Consider the following 24,400-nt stretch of genomic DNA (forward strand, 5'->3'; position numbering starts at 1 on the left):
GCGGCCGGGTCACCACTCCAACACCAGCCGCCCGTCGGCCCCTTCGGTCACCGTGGTGCCCAGGGCCGCGCAGGCGTGGGAGAAGCGGTGATGGATCCAGTCGCGGTCGGCCTCCTCGGCGAGGACGGTGCGGCAGTAGTCCAGGTACAGCGGCACCGCCTCCAGCCGGACCGGCCGGGCGTCCTCCAGGGTGACCAGGAAGAGCAGGCCGAGGTCATTGCGCAGCCGGGCGTCGACGGCGTAATCGTCGATGAAGTCGCCCAGGTCATAGAGGACCCGGTCGCCCACCCCGTGGAAGACATGCGCCGAATGCCCGGCGATCAGGGTCACGCCCGCGCCGCGCAGGATGGTGGCGCTGTCCCGGACATAGGACGGCGGGCGGGAGGTCATATTGGGGCCCCAGTGCGGGGTGAGCAGCACCGCGTCGGCGGCCTCGGCCGCCCGGGCCACGGTGTCCAGCAGCCACCCGGGTACGCCATGGCGGAGGTCGGCGAAGGCCACCCCGGGGCGGTCCGGGGCGGCGGCGAAGTCCTCGGGGTGATCGGTGGCGCCGATCACCGCCAGACGCAGGCCGTCCGCCTCCAGCACCGTGAACTCATGGGCGGCGCCCAGGTCCTGGCCGGCACCGACGACGCGGATGCCCGCGCGGGGCAGCAGGGTCAGCGTGTCGGCCAGGGCGTCATAGCCATAGTCCAGGGCGTGGTTGTTGGCGAGCGTCACACAGTCCACGCCCAGCTCCGCCAGGACATGGGCGGCGCTCGGCGGGGCACGGAAGAAGAACGGCTTGCCCGGGGCGGGCCAGGGCTCACCCCGGTCGGAGACACAGCACTCCAGATTGAGCACCCGCAGATCGGCGCCCGCCAGAAGATCGCGCACTTCGGGGGCGAACAGGTTCTCCGCGCCGGGAGCCTCGATCAGCCGCTCGGCGACGCCGCGCCCCAGCATGGTGTCGCCGGCCAGGGCCACTGTGACTGCCACGTCCGGAACACCTCCGTCCGGTCCGGCTGATTCCAGTCTCGGCGGTCCGGGTGGGCGGGGCAAGTATCCGCGGGGCGGCTGTGTACTTCGAGTGCCCGGCTGGTGACGTCGGGTACGTAAAACCTCGCCGGGCGGGCTAGTACCACAACCTGAGGTCGTATCCGGAGCTTTGGTGCGCTGAGGCCTCGCACAGATAGCGCGCCCCGGAGGTCTTGCCCGCCGTGGTGCATTCGCTCAGGGTGGAGTAAGTGCCCGCGTAGTTCCAGTACTCCGCGGCGCCCGTCGATGACGAGTGCCGGGCGGGAGCGGCGGCGGCCGAGACCGCTGTGGCGGCACCGATGCCACACAGCAGCGCAGCGGTGATTCCCACGGCGGAGACGCTTCGTCGGATCCGGAACATGGTTGCTCCTGTCATGTGATGACTGATTTCTTCGCCTTGAAGCCGGCCGGACCTTCCACACGGGCGCCGTCGGCCTCAGGGCGTGCTCAGGACGCTAACCCGGGGGCGTTTCGGTGTTCTTGAAGGAATGCGCGCTTCGTCCGGCGCGCTCAGGTGCAGGGCGGCAGGTCGCCCGGATCATTCCGGGCGAGATAGTCGGCGCTGATGTAGACGTCCCCGCCGCCCTGGTCATTGGTGGTCCGCACCCATATGTCGCCGGCATGGCCCAGGGCGGTGAGCGGCTCCCCATGTGTCCAGCAGGAGAACCAGCGCGGGCCCGGCCCCACTTCTCCCTGGTGGGTGGTGCGGTCGGCATCGGGGGTGCGGTGGGCCCAGTTCCGGGAGGTGACCACCAGCCGTTGCGGGCCGAGGACGCGGGCCCGGTCGAAGGCGCCGGCCGCCCACAGGGCCAGTACGGTCCCGACGGCGGACAGCAGGGCGGTGAGGGCGAGCAGGAGAGGCAGGCGCGCCCGGCCGGGGCGGCGGGGCCGCGGGGGAGGCGGTGATGGGTGGTTGTCGGTAATGGCCGTCCCCCTGTTGTCCAGCGGCGTGTTCCTGCCGCCATGGTTATAGCGGCCACCGGGCGCACACGCCATGGAGGGAGCCGGTCCGGGTGGGCGATTGAGTAACACCCGCACACACCAGGGCCGGTGGCCACCATGGTCACCGGGCGTCCGGATTTTCCCTGCGGTGCATCACGAACTCCCTTGCCGCAAAAGGCAATTCATTTTCGCGTCGAGTTCCAGTTCGAATGCCGACCGGGGTTGACACTTCTGTCATCGCATTCTCAGAATGAAGTCCGGGTACGTTGCAATCAACCGTCGGCTATCGACGGGGTTTTCCGGGTACGGGGGTTCCGGAACGTGAACTGTGCTGCACGCGTTTCTCTTGTTTCGATGCCATGGAACAGTGTGACGCGACCGTCGATCCAGGTGGGAACGCTGCGTTCGGTCGCCGAGGACGAAGGCTGGACCGTCGATTCGCACTACGCCTACCTGAATTTCTATGCGCTTGGGCAGCGCATGCTCGCCCTGAATCCGGATGACTGGGCGGCCGCCTATGAGCTGGTGTCCGAGAAGCTCTACCATCTCTCGGCCGGCGACTGGATTTTCACTCGGCGCCACGGTGATTCCCGTTCGCGCCAGGACTATTTCGCGCTGCTGCGTGCCAAGCGTGTGGACGAGGCGTCCATTGCCCTGATCGACGGACTGCGGGACGTGGCCGAGCGGCATGTGACGGAAACCGCGGCCGAATTGCTGCGCAGGGCCCCGGATGTCATCGGATTCACCACGATGTTCAGTCAGAACGGTCCGACGCTGGCGGTGGTGGAGCGGCTGCGGGCGGAGGGGTTCGCGGGGACGATTGTGCTGGGTGGCAGCAATTGTGAGGGGTCCATGGGGCGTGCGTTGCTGGCGAATTTTCCGGCGGTGGACGCGGTGGTGGATGGTCCGGGGGAGGAGGCGTTCGCGGCGTTGCTGCGGCAGGTGGCGGCCGGTGGTCCGGTGGTTTCCCGGGGCCGGCTGGTCACCCGCCGGGAGGCGGAGGCGGCTGGTGGCCGGGTGCCGGTGCCGGCGCGGCTGGAGGTGCCCACGCCCAACTATGACGGTTTCTTTGAGCAGTTGCGGGACGCGGGGCTGGCGGATCTGGAACCCTCCATCACCCTGCCGGTGGAGTTCTCCCGGGGCTGCTGGTGGGGGCAGCGGACGCACTGCACCTTCTGTGGCCTGAACGGGTCGACGATGCGCTATCGCAGCAAGCGGCCGGAGACCGTGGCGGATGAACTGTCACGGCTGATGAGCCGCTATGGGGTGCTGGACTTCTTCGCGGTGGACAACATCCTTGATCTGGCCTATCTGGAGAGCGCGTTGCCGCTGGTGGAGCGGCTGGGCACGGATCACTCGCTGTTCTTCGAGGTCAAGGCGAACATGGAGTGGGCCGATATCCGCAGGCTGCGACGGGCCGGCGTACGTTCGGTCCAGCCCGGCATCGAAAGCCTCAGCACCGAGTCACTGCGCGCGCTGAAGAAGGGCACCACCGCGTTCCAGAACATCCGGTTCCTGCTGGGCTGCGCCGAGTTCGGCGTGCAGGCCGACTGGAACATCCTCACCGGATACCCGGGCGAGACACCGGCCTCGATCATCGCGCAGAGCGATCTCATCGCCTCGGTCTCGCACCTCCGGCCGCCGCATATCACCCTCGTCCGCTTCGACCGCTTCAGCCCCTACGCGGAATCCCCGGAGAGTTTCGGGCTCACTCTCTCCCGGCCGTTTCCCGGCTACCGCCATGCCTATCCGGGCATGTCCGCCGAGGACTTGTGGGACATCGCCTATCACTTCGAGGGCGAATTCGGCGACGACGACCGCAATCCCGAACTGAGGCGCCGCCTCGCCGCCCGGGTGCGGTTGTGGCGCACCCACCACCCCGCCGCCCGCTTCACCTACCGGCTGGGATTTGAGCGGGTGAATCTGCACGACCGGCGTCCCGGGCTTCCGGAACAGCACACCACGCTCACCGGAGACGAGGCCCGGCTTTTCCGGGCGTGCATCGGCGGAACCAGGTTCCGGGACCTGAAGGCCCAGGGCTGGGACGGCCCCCGCTGGGAGTCCGCATGGGAAACCCTGCGGACCTGGCAGCGGCGCCGCTGGGTGCTTGTCGAGGGAACCAAGGCCATTGCCCTCGCGATTCGCCGGGAGCCGTCGGCGCATCGCTCGGAACCGGCGGACGGCGCCGTCCGGCGAGCCCGGATGCCGCTGCCGCTGACCGTGGCCGACCGGAAGAGAAAGGGGTGAGCGCATTCGCGCCGGGCGAGTGTCGGCAGCACATCGGGCAAGCACGGATCACAAAGATGAACCACCCTAGTGGAGAAGGAGATTGCGATGGGTCCGCTCGTCGTATTCGACTGCATGACGGCAGATTTCCTCAACGATGACCCCAACAACGCCGAGCTGAGTGAGCTGGAGCTCAAGGAGCTGGAGTCCTGGGGCCTGTGGTCCGACGACTCCGAGGCCGCTCGGGACGCCAAGGCCTGAGCAGGCTCGGCACTCGGGAATCGGGAAGCAGACACATGAACCAGACGCCGGCGGCGCGATGCGCCCTGCGAGGGGCCTTCTACCGCACCTACCCGTCGAGCCGGACCGTAACGGTCCGGTGCACCCTGGTGTCCGACTCGGGCACTGCCCAGGCCGACGGGTACGGGACGGCGGAGACCACGGCCGTGGCGCGGCGCAAGGCGCTGTCCGAGGCGGTGGAACGGTTGGTGGCCTGCAGTCCATACGCGCTGGCCGCCCGGCCCCCGGTGGCCCGGGCCGGTTCCGGCGCGGTGCGCTCCCCGCTGTCCGGCGGGGTGCGCACGGCCCCCGAGGGATGCCGGGTGCGCTGGTACCACTCGCTGACCGGCGGCGCCGCGGAACCGGTGCCGATGTACTGGTCGTCCCCCTGGGTCGCCGACCTGGAACTGCGGTCGGCGGTGCTGGCCCGGGGGGAGGCCCGGCTGTCCAGCACGGTCGGCTGGGCGGTCGGGCCGTCACCGGCCGTGGCGCTGCGCCGTGCCCTGTTCGAGCTGACCGAGCTGCTGAACTATGGAGCGTTCCTCTACCGCAGCCTGACCGGTCCCGGGACGGCCGGAGCGACGGCGGGCGGGCGGGAGCGGGCGGAACCGCGGATCGTGCCCATCGCCTTTGCCGCCCGGACACCCACGGTACTGGCCCTGGTACGGCACCCCGGCCGGGTGATGCCCGCCACCGGCCTGGGCTCCGCGCCCACCACCGCCGAGGCCACCGAACGGGCCCTGCTGGAACTGGCCCAGGCCGAGGCGCTGTGGCGGGCCAACCGGAGCGCCGGCCCCGATGAACGCCTCTTCGTCCGGCGCTTCGACCGATGGCCGCTGCTCAGACGCTGTGTGACGCTCGACGAGGTCGCCCCGGTGGCGGCCGATCCGCTGCCCGGCTCCGTCCCCTGCCCGTCCCCGCTGGCCGAGCTCACCGCGCGGTCCATCGCCACCTGGGCCGACTGCGGGGCCATCGACCTGCACGGCCCCGGCATCCGCGCGGAGCGTCTGCACTTCGCGCATGTGGTGTCCCGGCCGCAGCCCCTGCTGGGACTCGTCCGCTCCGGCGTCCCGGTCTTCGACACCAAGGAAGTGAGGAAGGTCCTTGACCGAGCACGTCGACCTCCTGACCACGCTCCCGCCGGACGCCGCCTCGCGGGAGGACGTACCACCGGAACGTGAGACACCCATCGGGGCCGCGCTGGCCGCCGTCGGCGCCTGGCTGGCCGGTGAGCGGCTGACGCCGGACATCCGCCGGTACGGGCCCGAGGACACCCCGACCTATGAGGTGCGGCTCAAGGACGCCGACGGCCGGCTGTGCTCGCGCAGTTCGGGCAAGGGCCTGGGGCAGCGCAGCATGGCCAGCGCGCTGTTCGAGAGCGCCGAGCACTACCACCTCGACTGGCGGCGCGACGCCGGGGCCGCCGACGCCGCGTTCCTGCCCGGTGCCGAGATCGCCCGCCGGCCCACCGCCCGGCGGTCGGCACTGCTGCGGCGCCTGGGCGGCATCATGCCGGAGGCCCCGGTGCTCACCCGCGCCTACCGCCCGGTCGCCGAAGCCGTCGGGGAAGCCGTCGGGGCCGGGCACAGCGGAGAGGAGCACGGCGGGGCGGAGCACCGGCATCCGGTCTTCCTCCGGGACGGGGGCTACCGCAACTGGCCGCATCCGGCGGACGACGGTTCGTTCCAGCCGCTGTGGCACTACACCTCCAGCGCCGGGCACGCGGCCGGAAGCACCCTGTGCGAGGCACTGGTGCACGCCCTGGGCGAGCTGATCGAGCGGGACGCCTGGTCATGCCAGCTGGCCAGGTCGTACTTCGGCGTGGACGGACCCGGCGACGGGGCCGGTCTGCTGGTCGTCGAGCGGGAGAGCCTGCCCGCCGGCCTGGGCGAACTGGCCGGCCGGATCGAGGAGTTGACCGGGTCCACGGTGCTGATCGCCTCGATCGCCTGTGACACGGAGGTGCCCGCCTATGTGGTGTGTGACGCCGTACGCCACGAGGAGGTCCGGGCCATCGGCAGCGGCGCCTCGCCGGTATCGGCCTACGCGGTGCAGCGGGCCCTGCTGGAGTACCTCCAGGTGCGCACCATGCTGCGGCACGGCCCCCTGGACGAGGAGCGGGAGGCCCGCCAGATCGTCACCGCCCTGGCCCGCTACCCCCGCCATCTCGCCGCCGCCCGCTTTGACATCCACCGGCTGCCCCACCGGTCGCACCCCTTCCGGGCGGACGCCGGGCTCCCGGCCGACGCGCGGCCGGAGCGGCTGCTGAGGCACCTGGTGGAGCGGCTGCACGCCGTCGGGGTGGCGGCCCACTACCGGGTGCTCACCCGGCCCGGCGCCATTGTGGTGGTCGATGTGGTCGCTCCCGGACTGGAGTTGCTGGACAAGGCGCGCTCGGGCTACCCGGTGCTGCCCACCGGACGACTGGCCGGCGCGCTGCCCCGGCAGGGGAGTGGCCGCCCATGAGGCTCGTCCTGGTGGCACCGCCGTGGAACAGCCTGTACCGGCCGTCGATCCAGATCGCCACCCTGGCGGCGGCGGGCGAGCGGACCGCCTGCGAGTACGCCTACCTCGACTGGTGCGAGTTCGCGATCGACGCCCTGGGCTGGGAGCCCGCCCGGTTCATCCCCGTCTATGACACCATCGGCGAGGAGCTGTACGGCCTGGGCGTGGGGGACTGGATCTTCGGGGGCGCGCTGCCGGCCGCCGAGGGCATGGACGAGCCGGCGGTACGCGCGGAGTACGCGGCCTTTCTGCGTCAACGCGGGGTGGCTCCCGACCTGGTGAGCTGTGTGCTGGCACTGCGCCAGGCGGCCGTGCGCTTTGTGGCCGACTACGCCGGCCGGCTGCTGGCCACCGGAGCCGAGGGCTTCGGTTTCACCACCTCCTTCAGCCAGTTGCTGCCCGCCCTCGCCCTCGCCAGGGCGGTCAAGGACCAGGCACCCGACCGGTATGTGTTCCTGGGCGGGGCCAACTGCGACCGGCCCATGGGCGAGGCGGTGATGCGGGCCCACCCCTTTGTGGACGCGGTCGTCCAGGGCGAGGGCGAGGCGGCGATGGCGGCACTGGAAGCCGCCGGAAAGCCGGGCGAACCGCTCTCGGCACCGGGCCTGGTCCAGCGGGACGGCACGGGCCTGCGGGTGTCCCCGCCGGTGAACCAGACGCTGGACGCCGTGCCGGTGCCCCGCTACGACGCCTACTTCGACCGGCTGCGCCGGCTGCCCTGGCGCACGCTGATCGAGCCGGAGGTCGCCCTGCCCTTCCAGATGTCCCGGGGCTGCTGGTGGGGCGAGAAACTGCAGTGCACCTTCTGCGGCGAGAACGGCAGTGGCATGCCCTACCGGAGCCGGCCCGGACGCCAACTGGTGGACACCGTCCGTGCGTTGACCGAACGGCATGGTGTCTTCGACACCTATGCGGTGGACACCATCCTGGCCAGGGACGACAACGGCCTGGCCGAACTGGCCGAAGCCGAGGTCGACATCACCACCTTCTTCGAGGTCAAGGCCAACCTCGGCGCCAAGGAGCTGGGCGTGCTGCGGTCGGCCGGAGTGACCATGGTGCAGCCCGGCATCGAGAGCCTCAGCAGCGGCGCCCTCAAGCTGCTGCGCAAGGGCGCCACCGGCTTCCACAATCTGCGCTTCCTGGTGCTGTGCCGGGAGCTGGGCATCGATGCCCAGTGGAACCTGCTGTCCGCCATGCCCGGCGAGACGGCGGCCATGCTGGAGGAGCAGCTCCGGCTGATCCCCTTCCTCACCCACCTGGCACCGCCGTCCACGGTGAGCAAGGTCCGGGTGGACCGCTACAGCCCGTACTTCGAACAACCCGGGGAGTTCGGCATCGAGCTCACCGGCCCCGAGGCCAAGTACCGCTTCGTCCATCCCGGTCCGGGCGTGGACCGGGCGGCGCTGGCCTACTCCTTCGAGCACCGGGAGACCCGGGAACCGCGGGGCGACGCCGAGTCGATGACGGCATTGCGGCGCCGGCTGGGCGCCCGGGTGGGGCTGTGGAAGAAGCTGCACGGGCAGTCCCGCCTGGACTACCGGTTCGGCCCGGACCTGACGGTGGTCCAGGACCTGCGCCCTCAAGTGGGCGTGGGGCGGCGGGTGTTGCGCGGCTGGGAGGACGAACTGTTCCGGGCCCTGGTGCATGGCGGCCGGGTGAGCCAGGCGCTGGAGAAGGCGGGCGATCCACGGGCCGCCGGCACCCTGGACGCCTGGGCGGCGGCCGGCTGGGTCCATCTGGAGGGCCTGCGCGGACTGGTGCTGGCCGTGCATGACAGCAGGTTCGACGAACTGGGCCGGGCGGCCGCGCTGGGAGGCCGCGATGCGGGATGACGGGCTCGAGCCCTTCACGGTCGTCTCCGGCGATGGTGTCCGGCTGCGCGGCCTGCGCCGCCCCGGCCCGGGCCCGACGGCCGTCCTGGTGCACGGGGTGGCCATGGACACCCGGGTCTGGGCCGAGTCCGGTGCCCTCGGGGCCCTGGCCGGGGCGGAGGTGCTCGCCCTGGACCTGCGCGGGCGCGGGGAGAGCGACCGCGTCGGCAGCGCCCGGCGGCACTCCGTCGCGCACTGTGTGGCGGATGTGCAGGCCGTGCTGGACGCCTTCCCACGGGAGCGGTACAGCGTCCTGGGGCTCTACTTCGGCGGCAGGATCGCCCTGTTGACCGCGGCGGCGGACGCCCGGGTCACGAGGGCCGTGTCGTTCTGCGCACACGCCGAGGAGGTGACGCTGCCCGAGGAGGCGGTGGAGGCGGAGGCCGCCGCCCTCGAGGGACCCGGCGGACGGGCCTATCTGCGGGACCACTTCACCAAGGCGGGCGCGCCGCGCTGGATGACCGACGCCTGCGAGCGGGCCGACCTCGGTGAACTCGCCGCGGTCACCCGGGGGTTGCGCTATGGATCCGGGCAGGGCGTGCCGCCCTGCCGCCCGGGCCAGGAACTGGTGCTGGTCACCGCCGGCGGAGATGCCGGCCTGGCGGAGTTCCGGGCCGGCGAACGGCGGCTGGGGGCACACCTCTGGCTGGTCGACGGCGCCACCAGGATCCGCGCCGCCCACCGGCTGGCCGAGGTGGCGGGCCGGGTCGCCGGGGTGCTGGAGGAGACCGGATGACCGCGCTGGAAGACGCCCTGTGGAGCTACCGCACCGGTTTGCTGCCGGCGGGCCATCCGCTGACCGATGCCCTGGAGGAACTGGCCGGGCGGCCGCGCGGCCATGTGCTGCCCGCCGTGGGGCTGGTCGATGTGCGCACCGGCCGGGCGGCCCCGCCACGCGATCTGGAGGTGGCCGACGGGCGGATCCTGGACCGGGGCCCGGCGCCGGCCTGTGCGTGGTACGCGCTGCCGGGCCTGGTGGACGCCCATGTGCATATGTCCTCGGCCGCCGATCTGGTGGGGCTGCTGGTGTACGGGGTGACCGCCTACCGCCAGATGTGGGGCGAGCCCGCGCACCGTTATGCGGCCGGGGTGTACCGGGCCCGGCATGCGGTGCTGCCCCGGCCCTGGGTGGCCGGCGGAGTGGTGGACGGACCCCGCTCCAGGGTGCCCGCCGCGGTCACCGTGGTGGACGGCCCGCGCGCGGTGCGGCATGTGGTCAATGAGGCCCTCGCCTTCGGCTTCGACGGCATCAAGGTCTATGACGACCTGGCGGAACGGGAGTTCACCGCCCTGGTACAGGCGGCGGAACGGGTCGGGCTGCCGGTCGTCGGGCATGCGCCGGAGCGGGTGCCGCTGACGGCGGCGCTGCGCGGCATGTGGTCCACCGAGCACCTCTACGGGGTGGTGCCCAATGTCTTCCGGCTGCCCCCGGCGGCCAGGTGGTCCGCCCTCGCCGGGGCCCTGGACCGGCGGGAGGCCCAACCCGGCCCGCTCGCCGAGCTGTTCGCGGGCCGCTGGGTGTGCCCGACCCTGACGGCCTGGCGGGCCCGGACCGGGGAACGCCGGTACACCCGCCCGTCCGGAGCGGCCCTGCGGATGGCCGCCGGCGGGCGCCGCCGGTCCTGGGGCGCCGCCGCCCGGGAGGCCCTCGGCACCACGGAGGCGGTGGCCGCGGAACGCGGCCGGCTGGTGGACCGGCTGGGGCACCTGACCCGGCTGCTCGCGGAAGGCGGTGCGCGGCCGCTGGTGGGAACCGACTGCGGCAACCCTTTTGTGGTCGCGGGGCCTTCGTTCCACAAGGAGCTGGCGGAGCTGTCCCGGGCGGGGCTCGGTCTGGCCACGGTCCTCACCGCGGCCACCACCGGGGCCCAGCAGGCCCTGCGCCTGGACGATCCGGGCCCGGCCGGCCTGGTCCTCTACCGGCGGCTCCCGGCCGCGGTGGGCGACCTGGCCCGCCCGGACGCGGTCCTGGTCGACGGCGTCCTGCTGGACGGCGCCGACCTCGACCGGCTGTGGGCCCTGCGGCTGGCGGACGCCGGGCTGGACGCGGCGGACTGGCCCCGGGGCGAACTCGATGCGGTGGTGGCCGGTGTGCCACGGGAGAGGGAGGTAACCAGTGCGGGCTGAGCACAGCACCGAAGAGGCGGGGGCGGTGGACTTCGACTACTTCAACGCCCCCGGGGAATACCGCCGGGTGGCGGCCGAGCACGCCCGCGACGGGGCGTTCCGCAGCGAACACGGCGGCGGTTTCTGGGTGTTGACCACCTATGCCGGCATCTGCCGGGCCTTCCGCAATGAGGCGGACTTCACCGTCGGCCGGGTCAGCGCCGCCGAGGGGGCCGAGGCGGAACGGTGGATCCCGCTGACCGTCGACGGCCCCGAACACACCGAATGGCGGCGGCTGCTGGCCTCCTGGTTCACCCCGCAGCGGGTGCGGGAGATGACCCCCTGGATCCGGCAGCGGGCCCGGCGCCGCATCGCCGGGTTCCGGGAACGCGGCGAGGCGTCCTTCTCCGAGGACTTCGCCCGGCCCTATGTGCTGGAGAACCTGATGACGGCCGTGGGCTGGCCGCTGTCCGACCTGGACCACCTGCTGCGGATCAACCGGGCCATGATCGCGGCCCGTTCGGAACCCGACCCGCGCGAGGCGTTCTTCTCCGACCTGGGCCTGCCCGCCCTGGAGGCCTATGTCGGCAAACAACTCGAGCACCGCCGCGCCGAACCGGCCCCCGACCTGATCACTGCCACCTTCGACTGGAAGATGGGCGGTGCGCCGGTCACCGACGAGGACCGCGTCTCCCTGCTGTGTGTGCTCTTCCTCGCCGGGGTGGACTCCACCGTCAACCACCTGGCCAATGCGGTGCAGCACCTCGCCTGCCACCCGGAGGACCGGCGCCGGTTCCTCGCCGAGGAGGCCGTGCGCCCGGTGGCGGTGGAGGAGTTCCTCCGGGCCTTCTCCTGTATGTACCCCGGACGGATGACCGCACGGGAGGTCAGCTGCCCGGTGGCCGGGCACGGGGAGACCGTGCTGCTCCCGCTCGCCCTCGCCAACCATGACCCCGATGTCTTCCCCGAACCGGGCCGCGTCGACTTCGACCGCGAGCACAACCCGCACATCGCTTTTGGCACCGGCCCCCACCAGTGCCTGGGCGCCGCCTTCGCCCGGGCCCAGCTGCTCACCGCCCTGGAGGAGTGGCACGCGCAGATCCCCCGCTACACCCTGCCGCCCGAGCAGGACCCCTCGGCACCGCCGTTCCTGCGCAACTCCTATGACCTCAGGCTCATCTGGTGAGGAATCCGTGAATGACACCGGCCGGGTGGCCCTCGTCTCCATGCCGTGGAACAACGTCGCACGGCCGTCGATCCAGATCGGCACCCTGCGCTCGGTCGCCGAGGCCGAGGGCTGGCGGGTCGAACCCCACTACGCCTACCTGTCCTTCTACGGCCTCGCCCGGCGGAGCCTGGGCCTGGGGGCGGAGGAGTGGGACCAGGCCTATGAGCTGGTCTCCGAACAGCTCTACCACCACTCCGCCGGCGACTGGATCTTCACCTGCCGCCACAGCGGTGCCTCCGAACGCGCGGACTATCTGGACCTGTTGCGCTCCCGGGGCGTCGGCGAGCAGGCCGTCGCCCTGGTGGACGCCCTCGGTGAGATGGCCGAACGCCATGTGGGCCACACCACGGCCGCCGTATTGAGCACGGCCCCGGACGTCATCGGATTCACCACCACCTTCAGTCAGAACGGTCCGACGCTGGCGGTGGCGGAGCGGCTGCGGGCGGAGGGGTTCGCGGGGACGATTGTGCTGGGTGGCAGCAATTGTGAGGGGTCCATGGGGCGTGCGTTGCTGGCGAATTTTCCGGCGGTGGACGCGGTGGTGGATGGTCCGGGGGAGGAGGCGTTCACGGCGTTGCTGCGGCAGGTGGCGGCCGGTGGTCCGGTGGTCTCCCGGGGCCGGCTGGTCACTCGCCGGGAGGCGGAGGCGGAGGCGGCCGGTGGCCGGGTGCCGGTGCCGGCGCGGCTGGAGGTGCCCACGCCCAACTATGACGGTTTCTTTGAGCAGTTGCGGGACGCGGGGCTGGCGGATCTGGAACCCTCCATCACCCTGCCGGTGGAGTTCTCCCGGGGCTGCTGGTGGGGGCAGCGGACGCACTGCACTTTCTGCGGCCTGAACGGGTCGACGATGCGCTATCGCAGCAAGCGGCCGGAGACCGTGGCGGATGAACTGTCACGGCTGATGAGCCGCTATGGGGTGCTGGACTTCTTCGCGGTGGACAACATTCTTGATCTGGCCTATCTGGAGAGCGCGTTGCCGCTGGTGGAGCGGCTGGGCACGGATCACTCGCTGTTCTTCGAGGTCAAGGCGAACATGGAGTGGGCCGATATCCGCAGGCTGCGACGGGCCGGCGTACGTTCGGTCCAGCCCGGCATCGAAAGCCTCAGCACCGAGTCACTGCGCGCGCTGAAGAAGGGCGCCACCGCGTTCCAGAACATCCGGTTCCTGCTGGGCTGCGCCGAGTTCGGCGTCCGGGCCGGCTGGAACGTCCTCACCGGATTCCCCGGCGAGACACCGGCCTCCATCCTGGCCCAGACCGACCTGATCACCTCTCTTACCCACCTGGAACCCCCGGACACCGACATCCTGCCCGTGCACTTCGACCGCTTCAGCCCGTACACCGAGTCCCCCGACTCCTATGGCCTCCGGCTGCGCCGGCCGCTGCCCGGATACCGGTACGCCTACCCGGAGTTGTCCGCCGAGGACCTGTGGGACATCGCCTATCACTTCGAGGGTGAATTCGCCGACGACGACCGCAACCCCGAACTGAGGCAACGCCTGGCCGCCCGGGTGGGTTTCTGGCGCACCCGGCACCAACAGGCCGAATTCAGCTACCGCCTGGGCTTCGACAGCGTGGTGCTGCGCGACCGCCGGCCCGGACTGCCCGCCCATGACGCATGCCTGACCGGCGAACGCGCCGGGCTGTTCCGCGCACTGCTCGGCGGTACCAGGCTGCGCGATCTGCGGGCCCAGGGATGGGACGAGCCGGAACTCGGCACCGTACTGGAGGAGTGGCGGCGGCGCCGCTGGGTGTACACCGAGGGGACAAAGGTGATCGCGCTCGCCGTACGGCGGCAGCCCTCCGCCCACCGCACACCACCCGCCCGGACAACCCCCAGGAGTGCTCGAACGCATTTCCCCATCACCGTTGAGCAGGGCGGGATATGAGGGCACACCGCCCTCCCCGGCCCGGCACGAGTGGAAAGACGACATCGGTGTCTGTTATGCCTGTGACCGTGACCAAGGCGCCTTCCCCGAGCAGCGATCCCACGGTGGACATCACCGCCCCGGAAGACCATCCGCCCTCCTGCGGCGACCTGGTGGGCGCCCTCGCCGAACCCGACCGGTGCGCCGCCTTCGCCGCACTGGTTCTCGGCGCGCGCTCCGTCAGGGAGGTCACCGAAGCGGCCCGGCTCAAGCCCGCGACCGCCGCGAGCGCCCTCCAGCGGCTCGCGGACAGCGGACTGGTCACCGTCACCGACCCCCAGGCACACACCTATGAGGTCACCAAGGACATCTTCCGTAAGGCCATCCGGACTGAGGAACGAGTGGCCGGCAAGGAAGGCGGCGACGGCGCCGGAGCCTACTTCCGCCGGGGCCGGCTGCGGGCCATCCCCGGGGACGCCGCGGTGCGCGGCCGGGTGCTGCGGGTGGTGGCCGACTCCTTCCGGCCCGGCGAAACCTACTCCGAGGCCAAGGTCAACGCCCTGTGCGGGGAGTGGCTGGACGACTGGGTGAGCCTGCGCCGCGCCCTGATCGACGAGGGACTGCTGGACCGGGACGCCACCGGCACCCACTACCAGCGCGCCTTCGACTGAGCGATGGTCCGCATCGCGGCGGCGACCCCGGCCGAGGAGTGGCCCGCCGACGCGGTCGCCCGGCCCTGGCACTCGGGCGCGCGGGTGAGCGCGTTCTGCCGGCGGCGCGGCTTCCTGGCCCGTCCCGGCCAGCTGGTGGCCGAACCCTCGGCCGACGGCCGGTCGGTCACCCTCAACATCGGTCTGGGGCCGCCCGGTTCGGCGACCATGGCGACCTTCCGGGGTGCGGCCGCCGCCGCGGTCCGCGGCGCCGGCCCGGCGCGTACGCTCCGGCTGGACCTCGCCCTGGCCGGCGACAGCGGTCTGCCGGCCGCCGACCGGGCCCGCGCGGTGACCGAGGGCGCGGCGCTGGCCGCCTACCGCTACGACGCCCACCGGCCGGGCCGCACCGCCGCTGTGCTCCGGGAGATAGCCGTGGTCACCGACCGGCCCGCCGCCGTCGCCGAGGCCCTGGCCGTCTGCGAGGGCACCTGCCTGGCCCGGGACCTGGTCAACTGCCCCGGCGGCGAACTGACACCGGCGGAGTTCGCCCGCCGTGTCCAGGCCCTGGCCCGGCGGGAAGGGCTGGACTGCGCCGTCCACGAGGAAGCCGGACTGGCCCGGCTGGGGCTCGGCGGACTGCTGGCCGTCGGCGCGGGCTCCCCCCACCCGCCCCGCCTGGTGGAACTGGAGTACCGGCACCCGGACGCACCGCCGGGCCCGGTGCTCGGACTCATCGGCAAGGGCATCACCTTCGACTCCGGCGGGCTGTGCCTGAAACCCGCCGCCGGCCTGCGGTCGATGAAGGCCGATATGGCCGGGGCGGCTGCGGTGGCCGGGGCGCTGGCCGCCCTCCCCCGGCTGGGACTGCCGCTCCGGGTACGCGGCTGCCTCCCGCTCGCCGAGAACATGCCCGGCGGCCGCGCGCTACGGGTCGGGGATGTGGTGCGCCAGGCCGACGGGACGAGCACCGAGATCACCGACACCGACAACGAGGGGCGGGTGGTGCTGGCCGATGCGCTGGTCCACGCCGGCCGGGGCCCCGGCCGGTGCGAGGTGCTGATCGATGTGGCCACCCTCACCGCCGCCGTCGCCCACACCCTGGGCACCCGGGCCGGCGCACTGTTCGCCAACGACGACGCCCTCGCCGAGACGGTGCTGCACGGGGCCCGGCGGGCGGGTGAGGCACTGTGCCGGCTGCCGCTGCTGGCGGCCGAACGGCGGCATCTGCGCTCGGCGGTCGCCGACCGGGTCAATGGCTCCCACCGCCCCGGCGACGCGGTCCAGGCGGCGCTCTTCCTGAGGGAGTTTGTGACACCCGGCACGCCCTGGGCACACCTGGACATCGCCGCGGCCGCCTTCAACGAGGAGGGCCCCTATGACGAGACCCCCGGCGGCGGGACCGGATTCGGAGTGCGGACGCTGGTCGAAACGCTGCGACTGCTGGCCCCGGGGGCGAAACCAACCGGAGGCGGATCGGGTTAGAGCACGGCGTGAGCGGTTCCGAAGCGGGGCCCGGTCCGGTGACATCGACGGACGGCCCAAGGGATGGGAAGAAGATGAGCGAGGGGCAGGGGCAGCCGTCGCCCACCGGCCAGGACACCGGGAGGAGTGCGCCGACCGGTCCGCGCCCCCCGGTCGGCAAGCCGTTCTGGCTGCTGTGGACCGCCTCCACCCTGTCCACCCTGGGCGACGGCATCCGCTATGTGGCCTTCCCGCTGCTGGCCACCCTGGTCACCAAGGACCCGGAGGCCGTCTCCCTGGTGTTTGTGGCCGGCTATCTGCCCTGGCCGCTGTTCGGGCTGGTCGCCGGAGCGGTGGCCGACCGGGTGGACCGCCGGCGGCTGATGTGGACCGTGGACCTGGCCCGCGGCGCGCTCACCGGCGGCTGCGCCTTCTTCCTCACCACCCGGGACGCCCCGGTGGCGGCCCTGGCGACGGTCTCCTTCAGCCTGGGAGTGGCCGAGACCTTCTTCGAGAACGCGGCCGGCGCCATCATCCCGATGCTGGTGCCCAAGGAAGCGCTGGAACGCGCCAACGCCTGGCTGTACTCGGCACAGACGCTGATGGCCACCCTGGTGGGAGCACCCGTGGGCGCGGCGCTGTACGGACTGGCCCACGCCGCGCCGGTCGCCGCCGACGCGGCCAGCTTCCTGGTGGCCACCGCACTGATCTTCGCCCTGCGCGGCTCCTTCCGGGTCCGGGCCCGGACCGTCCGTACCAGCATCCGGCAGGACATCGCCGAAGGGCTGCGCTGGCTGTGGCACCACCGGCTGCTGCGCACCCTGTGCGCCGTGGTCGCGGTGACCAATGGCACGCTGGCCGCCGCCGAGGCCGTACTGGTCCTCTACGCCCTGCAGGTGCTGCACCTGGGCGGCATCGGCTACGGCCTGATGCTGGCGGCCCTGGCCGGCGGCGGCATCCTCGGCTCCGCCCTGGCACCCCGCGCCCGGCGGCGCCTGGGCGTCCGCATCCCGCTGATCGGCTCCATGGTGGCCCAGGCGGCCGGATTCCTCTGCGCCGGGCTGACCTCCTCCGTCCCGGTGGCGGTGGCGGTGCTCGCCCTGGTCGGCGCGGGCGGCGCGGTGTGGAACGTACTGGCCGCCTCGCTGCGCCAGCGCCTGGTCCCGGCCGAGATGCTGGGCCGGGTCACCAGCAGCTACCGCACGGTGGCCCTGGCGGCCATGCCGGTGGGCGCCGGCCTGGCCGGGGTGCTGGCCGACGCCTTTGGCCTGCATGCGCCGTTCCTGGTCAGCGGTGCCCTGCTGGCACTGACCATCGCGGCGGCCTGGCCGTGGGTGCGGGAAGCGCTGCTGACGGAGGAGTGAGGCGGTGGCGCCCGGGAAATGCCTATCAACTCCTGTGTGACACCCTGGGGTTGCTGCCCCCGGTCGCCGGGGTGGCGCTGTATGAGATGCACCCGGAGAGCTATGGATACAACGGGGTGACGCAGCTGGAATTCCGCCGCCGGAAGTGAGGGCGGCCCCGGGCCGGTGACCGCGATCAGCCGGGGGTGACGGCACCCCCTGAACGATCAAAGTGGCGGGGGGTTAGCATGTGAGCGCCGCCTAGCTCGAAAGAGATGCACCTGTGACTGTCAACGAGGACACGTTCACCAACTGGAAGAACCGCGAGGAGATCGCGGAGTCGATGATCCCGATCATCGGGAAGCTGCACCGGGAGCGAGACGTCACCGTCCTGCTCCACAGCCGCTCCTTGGTGAACAAGTCGGTGGTCAGCATTCTCAAGACCCACCGTTTCGCCCGGCAGATCGCCGGTGAAGAGCTCTCGGTCACCGAGACGATGCCCTTCCTGCAGGCCCTCACGGCGCTCGATCTCGGCCCGTCCCAGATCGACATCGGCATGCTCGCCGCGATGTACAGGACCGACGACCGCGGTCTGTCGGTCGCGGAGTTCACCGCCTCGGCCGTCTCCGGCGCCACCGGTGACAACAAGATCGAGTGCCGCGAGCCGCGCGATGTCGTCCTCTACGGCTTCGGCCGCATCGGCCGCCTCGTCGCCCGCCTGCTCATAGAGAAGGCCGGCTCCGGCAACGGCCTGCGACTGCGTGCCATCGTGGTGCGTGGAGGCGGCGAGCAGGACATCGTCAAGCGCGCCTCCCTGCTGCGCCGTGACTCCATCCACGGCCAGTTCCAGGGCACGATCACCGTGGACGAGGCGAACAGCAAGATCATCGCCAATGGCAATGAGATCGCGGTGATCTACTCCAACGACCCGACCTCGGTGGACTACACGGCGTACGGCATCAAGGACGCCATCCTTATCGACAACACCGGCAAGTGGCGCGACCGCGAGGGCCTCTCCCGCCACCTCCGGCCCGGCATCGCCAAGGTCGTCCTGACCGCGCCCGGCAAGGGCGATGTGCCCAATGTCGTCCATGGCGTCAACCACGACATGATCAAGCCGGACGAGCAGATCATCTCCTGCGCGTCCTGCACCACCAACGCGATCGTCCCGCCGCTGAAGGCGATGGCGGACGAGTACGGTGTGCTGCGCGGCCATGTGGAGACCGTCCACTCGTTCACCAACGACCAGAACCTGCTGGACAATTACCACAGCTCCGACCGCCGCGGCCGCTCCGCGCCGCTCAACATGGTCATCACCGAGACCGGTGCCGCCTCCGCCGTCGCCAAGGCGCTGCCCGACCTCAAGGCCCCGATCACCGGCAGCTCGATCCGGGTCCCGGTGCCGGATGTCTCCATCGCCATCCTCAGCCTGCGGCTCGGCCGTGAGACCACCCGCGAGGAAGTCCTGGACTACCTGCGCAATGTGTCGCTGACCTCGCCGCTCAAGCGCCAGATCGACTTCATCAGCGCCCCCGACGCGGTCTCCAGCGACTTCATCGGCTCGCGCCACGCCTCGATCGTCGACGCCGGCGCCACCAAGGTGGACGGCGACAACGCGATCCTCTACCTCTGGTACGACAACGAGTTCGGCTACTCCTGCCAGGTCATCCGGGTCGTCCAGCATGTCTCCGGAGTGGAGTACCCGACCTTCCCGGTGCCGCTGGCCTGATCCGGCCCGGCGCCCCGGTGGTACCGCGCGGTACCACCGGGGTTGTACTCCCTTGCTACCGCACGGGTTTGACGACAATCCCCGCAGTCACGGCCATCCTCGGAACCGACCGGGAAAGCCATGAGACAGGGGTACCTGCGGTGAAACAACGATCCTCACTTCGCCTGGCGGCCGCGACCGCGGCCGTCGCCCTGGGCACCCTGTGCCTGGGCGCCGCGCCGGCACCGGCCGCCACCGCGCGGCCCGCGGGAAGCCAGGCCCCCGCGAACAACTACGGATGCGCCTACTACTACGGTCACGCCCTGACCGAGTACGGCGACCGCGGGCCCCGGGTCCGCCAGGTCCAGTGCCTGCTGTCCAAGTGGAGCCTGATGGACCCGTCCGAGGTGGACGGCATCTTCGGGGGACACACACGGGATGTGGTGCGGGGCTTCCAACAGGAGAACGATCTTTCCCCGGACGGCCAGGTGGGCGTCCTGACCTGGGCCCGCCTGCGGTGCGAGGGCGGCTGCTGAGACCCGGTGGTGCCACCGCCGCGGCCCTGGCGATCACGGGCAGCGGCGGTGCCCGCCGGGGCGCGGTATAACGGGTGGTGAGACACACCGGCAGCACGGCTGCCGAACGCACCACCCGCCTCTCCCGCTGAGGAGGGAGCGCGATGAAACACGACCTCACCGCCCCGCCCCCGGCCGCCGACGGCTATCTGCCCATCGAGGACCACGGGATCATCGGCGATCTGCACACCGTCGCCCTGGTGGGCGTCGACGGCACCATCGACTGGTGCTGCCTGCCCCGCTTCGACGCCCCCTCGGTCTTCGGGGCACTGCTGGACGCCCGGCGCGGCGGCTCCTTCTCGGTATCGGTGCGCGATGTGGAACGCACCAAGCAGATGTATATGCCCGACTCCAATGTGCTGCTGACCCGCTTTCTGGCCGAGCACGCGGTGGCCGAGATGTATGACTTCATGGTGCCCGACCATCCGGCCTCCACCGCCGGAGCCGCCCGGCAGATCGTCCGCCAGATGCGGGTGCTGCGTGGACGGGCCACCGTGGACGTACGCTGCCGGCCCGCCTTCGACTACGGGCGCGCCCCGCACACGGTCACCGTACTGCCGGATGCCGGCGCCCAGTTCAGCTGCGCGGCCGGATCGCTGGCGCTGCGCTCCTCGGTGCCGATGGAGTCCGACGGCGAGGCGGCGTACGCCACGGTGACCCTGGAACCCGGCCAGACCCTGGAACTCACCGTCGAGTGGGGCGGTGAGCCGGGACGCATCCGCGGCACCGAGGCCAACCGGCTGCTGGACCGCACCCTGGGCTACTGGGACGGCTGGCTGCGGCAGTCGAAGTACACCGGCCGCTACCGCGAAGTGGTCGAACGCTCCGCGCTGGCCCTGAAGTTGCTGGTGTACCAGCCCACCGGCGCACTGGTCGCGGCGCCCACCACCTCGCTGCCGGAGTCCTTCCAGGGCGGGCGCAACTGGGACTACCGCTACACCTGGATCCGGGACGCCGCCTTCACCCTCTACGCCCTGATGCGGCTGGGGTTCACCGAGGAGGCCGCCGCCTTTATCGACTGGCTGCACCAGCGCTGTGTGGAGGCCCCGCCCGGCACCGGACTCCAGGTGCTCTACGGCATCGACGGCCGCTCCGAGCTGCCGGAGACACTGCTGGACCACCTGGAGGGCTACCGGGGCGCCAAGCCGGTGCGGGTGGGCAACGCCGCCGCCCGGCAGACCCAGCTCGACATCCACGGTGAGCTGATGGATTCGGTGTACCTGTACAACAAGTACGGCGAGCCCATCTCCTATGAGCTGTGGGAGGCGCTCACCCGGCAGCTGGAGTGGCTGGAGAAGCACTGGGAGGAGCCGGACGACGGCATCTGGGAGACCCGTGGCGGCCCCCAGCGCTTCACCTACTCCGCCCTGATGACCTGGGTGGCCTTTGAACGGGCCATGCGCATCGCCCGTCACCGGGGCATGCCCGCCCCGGTGGAGCGCTGGCGGGACACCGCCGCCGAGGCCTACCGCTACGTCCAGAACGCCTGCTGGACACCGGAGTTGGGCGCCTATGCGCAGAGCGCCGAGAGTTCCGTGCTGGACGCCTCGCTGCTGGTGATGCCGCTGGTGAAGTTCGCCGGGCCCAAGGACCCGCGCTTCCTGTCCACGGTGCGCTGTATCGAGCGGCAACTGGTCAGCGACAGCCTGGTGTACCGCTACCGCGCCGAGGGATTCGACGGACTGTCCGGCCGGGAGGGCACGTTCAACCTGTGTTCCTTCTGGTACGTGGAGGCGCTGGCCCGGGCGGGCCGGGTGGGTGAGGCCCGCTATGTCTTCGAGAAAATGATCACCCACGCCAACCACCTGGGGCTCTACGCCGAGGAGATCGGCCCGGCCGGCGAGGCGCGGGGCAACTTCCCGCAGGCCTTCACCCACCTCGCGCTGATCAGCGCCGCCACCAATCTGGACCGGGAAGTGACCACCCACCGGGGTCCCATCGCCCGCCGGTGCGGCGGCGGTTGACCCGGGCCGGGCCTAACGCCGGCCGCACAGCGCGTCGTCCACCAGCTTGCGGGTGGCGACATTGAGCGCGGGCAGCTTGGGCAGGCTCCCGGCACTGGTGACGGAAACCGCCACCGAACGCCGCCCGTCCGGGGTGACACCGGTACGGGTGTAGGAGCCCAGGCCGTCGCCCTCGTGGTGCCAGTAGCCGCCACCGCAGGACAGCGGCACCCAGCGCAGGCCCAGGCCATAGCCGCCCTGCGGCCACTCCGCCAGGTCCTCCTCGGCGCCGGTCCGGGCCACCGTGTGCTGCATCTGGGCCAGTTGGGCCTTGGGCAGCAGCTTTCCGCCGGCCAGGGCGCGGAAGAACGTGCCGAGGTCGGCGGTGGTGCTCACCACCCCCGAGTCGGCGGTGTGCTGGATGCTGTGCTCGGTGACGTCCACCCGGCCCGCCGGGGTGTCCAGGACCGCCGAGGCATGCGGCCCGGGAAGGTACGGGTCGGCGCCCGGTATATAGGTGTGGCGCAGGCCCAGCGGGGCGATGATGCGGTGCTCGATCTGCTCCCGCCAGCCCAGGCCGCCGGCCTTCTCGATGATCATGCCCACCAGCAGGTAGTTGGTGTTGGAGTAGGCCCAGCGCGGGTGGCGGTGGTCGGGGGTGAACAGCGGAGGATGCCGCAGCGCCAGGGCGACCCACTGCTCGGCGGGTGTGGCGTCAAGGCGGTGCTTCTCGAAGTCCTGGCTGATCGCCTGGATCACCGAGGGGTCGTTGACATAGTCGAACAGGCCGCTGGTCTGCTGCAGCAGGTCCCGGACGGTGATCTTCGACCCGTCGTTGCCCTGGCCGGAGACCAGGCCGGGCAGCCACTTCTGCACGGTGTCGTCCAGGGACAGCCTGCCCTCGGCGACCAGTTGCAGCGCCACGGTGGCGGTGAAGGTCTTGCTGGTGCTGGCGATGCGGAACTGGGCGTCCCAGGGCACGCCCGCTCCGGTCCGGGACCGGGCGGCCCCCCTTTCGGTGTGCGATTCGGCCAGGACATTGACGCCGCCGCCGGCCGCCCGCACCGCCCGCACATCCGCATCCAGGACGCGGCTGCTGCCGGCGGAGGGGTCCGCCGGCCGGGCCTGGGCCACCCCGGAGGCGACCGCCGCCAAGGCCAGGGCCACCGCCCCGACCCGGCCCGCTCTGGCCCGGCGTCCTGCTCGTCCCCACGCACGCATTGCTCTCTCCCTGGTTCGGTCGGCTGTGGCGGGAGCCGTTCACCCGCCACCAAGAGCCAATCAGCACCGGGGGATTGGGACCATGGGCCCAGTGCCACCCGGGCATGGTGGTGACAGCACCACCATGGAGCCTTCGCCAAGCGGTATCTTTGCCAATGCATTACCAAACTCCTGGAAGTGAAGGACCGGTTGCCCGCCATGGACGCCAACACCGCCATTCAGCCCGCCTCGTCCGCGGCCCCTTCCGGCTCCGGCGCGTCCGGCTCCAGGGCGTCCGGCCTCGGCGCGGCCGCCGCCCGGGCCGCCGTGGTGGCCGCGCCCGCCGCATCGGCTGCCGACGCCGGAGCGCGCTTGGACGCGGCCGTGGTGGCCGCCGTCACCGAGGCCGGATTCGCCCGGCACTTCGTCCCCGGCCGCTGGGGCGGCACCGAAGGCACCGTCACCGAGCTCTTCGACGCCGCCGTCCAGTTGGCCGGGAGCTGCCCGTCCACCGCCTGGTGCGCCACCCTCTGGGCCTGGCACGGCAGATTCGCCGCCGTACTGCCGGAGCAGGGCCAGCGCGAACTGTGGGCCCATGGCCCCGACGCGCGGATATCGGCCACGGTGGTGCCCCCCGCCGGCCAGGCCGAGCAGACACCCGGCGGCTGGCGGGTGACCGGCCGATGGCGGTTCGCCAGCGGAGTGGACCACGCCGACTGGCTGCTGGTCACCACCCCCGGCCCCAGCGGGACACAGCACGGCCCGCTGGTGCTGGCCGTCCCCCGCCGGCAGGCCCGGATCGCCGCCCCCTGGGACGCCCTGGGCCTGCGCGGCACCGGCAGCCATGACATCGCCCTGGACGAGGCCGAGGTGCCCGCCCACCGCGCCTTCCCGCTGGCCCGGCTGCTGGGCGGCGACACCCGGCCCGGGGTGCCCCGCTGCCACGCGGCGCCGCCGGAGCTGGCCGCCGGGCTGCTGATGTGCGCCTCGGCACTGGGCGCCGCCCGCCGCGCCCTGACGGTATGGACCGGCCTGGTCGCGGCCAGGGCCGCCGAGGCCCCGGCCCCCTACGCCGCCCCCGTCTGGGAGGCCCTCGCCCGCTCCACCGCCGAGCTGGACGCGGCCCGGCTGCTGCTGCGCGAGGGCGCCCGGCGCGCCGACCAGGAGCCGGTGATCACCCCGGAGCTCACCGCCCGTGCCCGGTGCGAGGCCGCCCTGGCCGCCGAGATGACCACCACCGCCGTGCAGCGCCTGTTCCGCACCGGCGGCTCACACGCCGGCAACGCCCCGGGTGAACTCCAGCGCGCCTGGCGCGATGTCCACACCGCCACCGCCCATGCGGCACTGCGGCTGGGGCCCGCGGCCCAGTCCTATGGGCTGGCGGTGGCCGCCCGCACCCAGCCCGGGGAGGAACCGGCCATGGGCTGAGGCGCGTTGACGGCCGACGGCCGGGGTAGCAGGCCAGAGGTGACAACC

The 24,400-nt window shown here is 71.9% G+C and carries 21 protein-coding genes; 17 read left to right on the forward strand and 4 right to left on the reverse strand.

Going from position 1 to position 24,400, the window contains the following annotated elements; genetic code table 11:
* Positions 1-9: 9 nt before the first annotated feature.
* From ACIHFE_RS20000 to ACIHFE_RS20010, 3 genes are all read right to left on the reverse strand, one after another.
* Positions 10-978, reverse strand: a complete 969-nt coding sequence (locus ACIHFE_RS20000) for a CapA family protein (RefSeq protein ID WP_400108350.1) — start codon at positions 976-978, stop codon at positions 10-12.
* A 136-nt stretch (positions 979-1,114) separates the two neighbouring features.
* Entirely contained in the window at positions 1,115-1,348 is a 234-nt protein-coding gene (locus ACIHFE_RS20005) for a hypothetical protein (RefSeq protein ID WP_400108352.1), read from the reverse strand.
* Positions 1,349-1,527: 179 nt separating this feature from the next.
* Positions 1,528-2,013: a hypothetical protein gene (locus ACIHFE_RS20010; RefSeq protein ID WP_400108354.1), complete on the reverse strand. Its 486-nt coding sequence runs from the start codon at positions 2,011-2,013 to the stop codon at positions 1,528-1,530.
* A gap of 63 nt (positions 2,014-2,076) precedes the next feature.
* On the opposite strand from ACIHFE_RS20010, the gene ACIHFE_RS20015 reads away from it, so the two are divergent.
* The 16 genes from ACIHFE_RS20015 (at position 2,077) to ACIHFE_RS20090 (ending at position 21,745) form a co-directional block, all read left to right on the forward strand.
* Positions 2,077-4,206 carry a RiPP maturation radical SAM C-methyltransferase gene (locus ACIHFE_RS20015; protein WP_400108785.1) on the forward strand — a complete coding sequence of 710 codons (2,130 nt, stop codon included), beginning with the start codon at positions 2,077-2,079 and terminating at the stop codon, positions 4,204-4,206.
* 87 nt (positions 4,207-4,293) lie between these two features.
* Positions 4,294-4,446 carry a bottromycin family RiPP peptide gene (botA, locus tag ACIHFE_RS20020; RefSeq protein WP_400108356.1) on the forward strand — a complete coding sequence of 51 codons (153 nt, stop codon included), beginning with the start codon at positions 4,294-4,296 and terminating at the stop codon, positions 4,444-4,446.
* 35 nt (positions 4,447-4,481) lie between these two features.
* Positions 4,482-5,645, forward strand: coding sequence for a YcaO-like family protein (locus ACIHFE_RS20025; protein WP_400108358.1), 1,164 nt, complete (start codon positions 4,482-4,484; stop codon positions 5,643-5,645).
* On the forward strand, positions 5,569-6,930 hold the full coding sequence (locus tag ACIHFE_RS20030) for a YcaO-like family protein (RefSeq protein WP_400108360.1): 1,362 nt from the start codon (positions 5,569-5,571) through the stop codon (positions 6,928-6,930). The genes ACIHFE_RS20025 and ACIHFE_RS20030 overlap by 77 nt, the downstream gene beginning before the upstream one ends.
* Positions 6,927-8,801: a RiPP maturation radical SAM C-methyltransferase gene (locus ACIHFE_RS20035; RefSeq protein WP_400108362.1), complete on the forward strand. Its 1,875-nt coding sequence runs from the start codon at positions 6,927-6,929 to the stop codon at positions 8,799-8,801. The genes ACIHFE_RS20030 and ACIHFE_RS20035 overlap by 4 nt, the downstream gene beginning before the upstream one ends.
* On the forward strand, positions 8,791-9,576 hold the full coding sequence (locus ACIHFE_RS20040; RefSeq protein WP_400108363.1) for an alpha/beta fold hydrolase: 786 nt from the start codon (positions 8,791-8,793) through the stop codon (positions 9,574-9,576). Before ACIHFE_RS20035 ends, ACIHFE_RS20040 begins: the two co-directional genes overlap by 11 nt.
* Positions 9,573-10,967, forward strand: coding sequence for an amidohydrolase (locus ACIHFE_RS20045; protein ID WP_400108365.1), 1,395 nt, complete (start codon positions 9,573-9,575; stop codon positions 10,965-10,967). Before ACIHFE_RS20040 ends, ACIHFE_RS20045 begins: the two co-directional genes overlap by 4 nt.
* A complete protein-coding gene (locus ACIHFE_RS20050; RefSeq protein WP_400108367.1) occupies positions 10,957-12,132 on the forward strand; it encodes a cytochrome P450 in 1,176 nt (391 codons plus the stop codon). Before ACIHFE_RS20045 ends, ACIHFE_RS20050 begins: the two co-directional genes overlap by 11 nt.
* A complete protein-coding gene (locus tag ACIHFE_RS20055; protein WP_400108369.1) occupies positions 12,110-14,062 on the forward strand; it encodes a RiPP maturation radical SAM C-methyltransferase in 1,953 nt (650 codons plus the stop codon). The genes ACIHFE_RS20050 and ACIHFE_RS20055 overlap by 23 nt, the downstream gene beginning before the upstream one ends.
* Before the next feature lie 68 nt (positions 14,063-14,130).
* Positions 14,131-14,712, forward strand: a complete 582-nt coding sequence (locus tag ACIHFE_RS20060; RefSeq protein ID WP_400108371.1) for a DUF2087 domain-containing protein — start codon at positions 14,131-14,133, stop codon at positions 14,710-14,712.
* A gap of 3 nt (positions 14,713-14,715) precedes the next feature.
* Positions 14,716-16,176, forward strand: a complete 1,461-nt coding sequence (locus ACIHFE_RS20065; protein ID WP_400108373.1) for a leucyl aminopeptidase family protein — start codon at positions 14,716-14,718, stop codon at positions 16,174-16,176.
* 74 nt (positions 16,177-16,250) lie between these two features.
* Positions 16,251-17,519, forward strand: a complete 1,269-nt coding sequence (locus ACIHFE_RS20070) for an MFS transporter (protein WP_400108375.1) — start codon at positions 16,251-16,253, stop codon at positions 17,517-17,519.
* On the forward strand, positions 17,516-17,668 hold the full coding sequence (locus ACIHFE_RS20075) for a hypothetical protein (RefSeq protein WP_400108377.1): 153 nt from the start codon (positions 17,516-17,518) through the stop codon (positions 17,666-17,668). Before ACIHFE_RS20070 ends, ACIHFE_RS20075 begins: the two co-directional genes overlap by 4 nt.
* Before the next feature lie 113 nt (positions 17,669-17,781).
* Positions 17,782-19,227 (forward strand): glyceraldehyde-3-phosphate dehydrogenase, encoded by a 1,446-nt coding sequence (locus tag ACIHFE_RS20080; protein WP_400108379.1) that lies wholly within the window; start codon positions 17,782-17,784, stop codon positions 19,225-19,227.
* Positions 19,228-19,367: 140 nt separating this feature from the next.
* A complete protein-coding gene (locus ACIHFE_RS20085; protein WP_400108381.1) occupies positions 19,368-19,742 on the forward strand; it encodes a peptidoglycan-binding protein in 375 nt (124 codons plus the stop codon).
* A 143-nt stretch (positions 19,743-19,885) separates the two neighbouring features.
* Positions 19,886-21,745 (forward strand): glycoside hydrolase family 15 protein, encoded by a 1,860-nt coding sequence (locus tag ACIHFE_RS20090; RefSeq protein WP_400108383.1) that lies wholly within the window; start codon positions 19,886-19,888, stop codon positions 21,743-21,745.
* A gap of 12 nt (positions 21,746-21,757) precedes the next feature.
* Here ACIHFE_RS20090 and ACIHFE_RS20095 read toward each other — a convergent pair whose 3' ends face one another.
* A complete protein-coding gene (locus ACIHFE_RS20095; protein ID WP_400108384.1) occupies positions 21,758-22,945 on the reverse strand; it encodes a serine hydrolase domain-containing protein in 1,188 nt (395 codons plus the stop codon).
* 177 nt (positions 22,946-23,122) lie between these two features.
* Here ACIHFE_RS20095 and ACIHFE_RS20100 point away from each other — a divergent pair, with 177 nt between their 5' ends.
* Positions 23,123-24,352, forward strand: a complete 1,230-nt coding sequence (locus tag ACIHFE_RS20100; protein WP_400108386.1) for an oxidoreductase — start codon at positions 23,123-23,125, stop codon at positions 24,350-24,352.
* Positions 24,353-24,400: the final 48 nt, after the last annotated feature.

The organism is Streptomyces sp. NPDC052396 (genome assembly GCF_044593195.1).
Lineage (GTDB): Bacteria > Actinomycetota > Actinomycetes > Streptomycetales > Streptomycetaceae > Streptomyces.

Bases quoted from the DNA above. Each gene is read 5' to 3' on its own strand.
- ACIHFE_RS20040 (WP_400108363.1), top strand. From the start codon at position 8,791: ATGCGGGATGACGGGCTCGAGCCCTTCACGGTCGTCTCCGGCGATGGT.
- ACIHFE_RS20055 (WP_400108369.1), top strand. From the start codon at position 12,110: ATGACCTCAGGCTCATCTGGTGAGGAATCCGTGAATGACACCGGCCGG.
- ACIHFE_RS20090 (WP_400108383.1), top strand. From the start codon at position 19,886: ATGAAACACGACCTCACCGCCCCGCCCCCGGCCGCCGACGGCTATCTG.
- ACIHFE_RS20025 (WP_400108358.1), top strand. From the start codon at position 4,482: ATGAACCAGACGCCGGCGGCGCGATGCGCCCTGCGAGGGGCCTTCTAC.
- ACIHFE_RS20045 (WP_400108365.1), top strand. From the start codon at position 9,573: ATGACCGCGCTGGAAGACGCCCTGTGGAGCTACCGCACCGGTTTGCTG.
- ACIHFE_RS20065 (WP_400108373.1), top strand. From the start codon at position 14,716: ATGGTCCGCATCGCGGCGGCGACCCCGGCCGAGGAGTGGCCCGCCGAC.
- ACIHFE_RS20010 (WP_400108354.1), bottom strand. From the start codon at position 2,013: ATGGCGTGTGCGCCCGGTGGCCGCTATAACCATGGCGGCAGGAACACG.
- ACIHFE_RS20035 (WP_400108362.1), top strand. From the start codon at position 6,927: ATGAGGCTCGTCCTGGTGGCACCGCCGTGGAACAGCCTGTACCGGCCG.
- ACIHFE_RS20015 (WP_400108785.1), top strand. From the start codon at position 2,077: ATGGTCACCGGGCGTCCGGATTTTCCCTGCGGTGCATCACGAACTCCC.
- ACIHFE_RS20070 (WP_400108375.1), top strand. From the start codon at position 16,251: ATGAGCGAGGGGCAGGGGCAGCCGTCGCCCACCGGCCAGGACACCGGG.
- ACIHFE_RS20095 (WP_400108384.1), bottom strand. From the start codon at position 22,945: ATGCGTGCGTGGGGACGAGCAGGACGCCGGGCCAGAGCGGGCCGGGTC.
- botA (WP_400108356.1), top strand. From the start codon at position 4,294: ATGGGTCCGCTCGTCGTATTCGACTGCATGACGGCAGATTTCCTCAAC.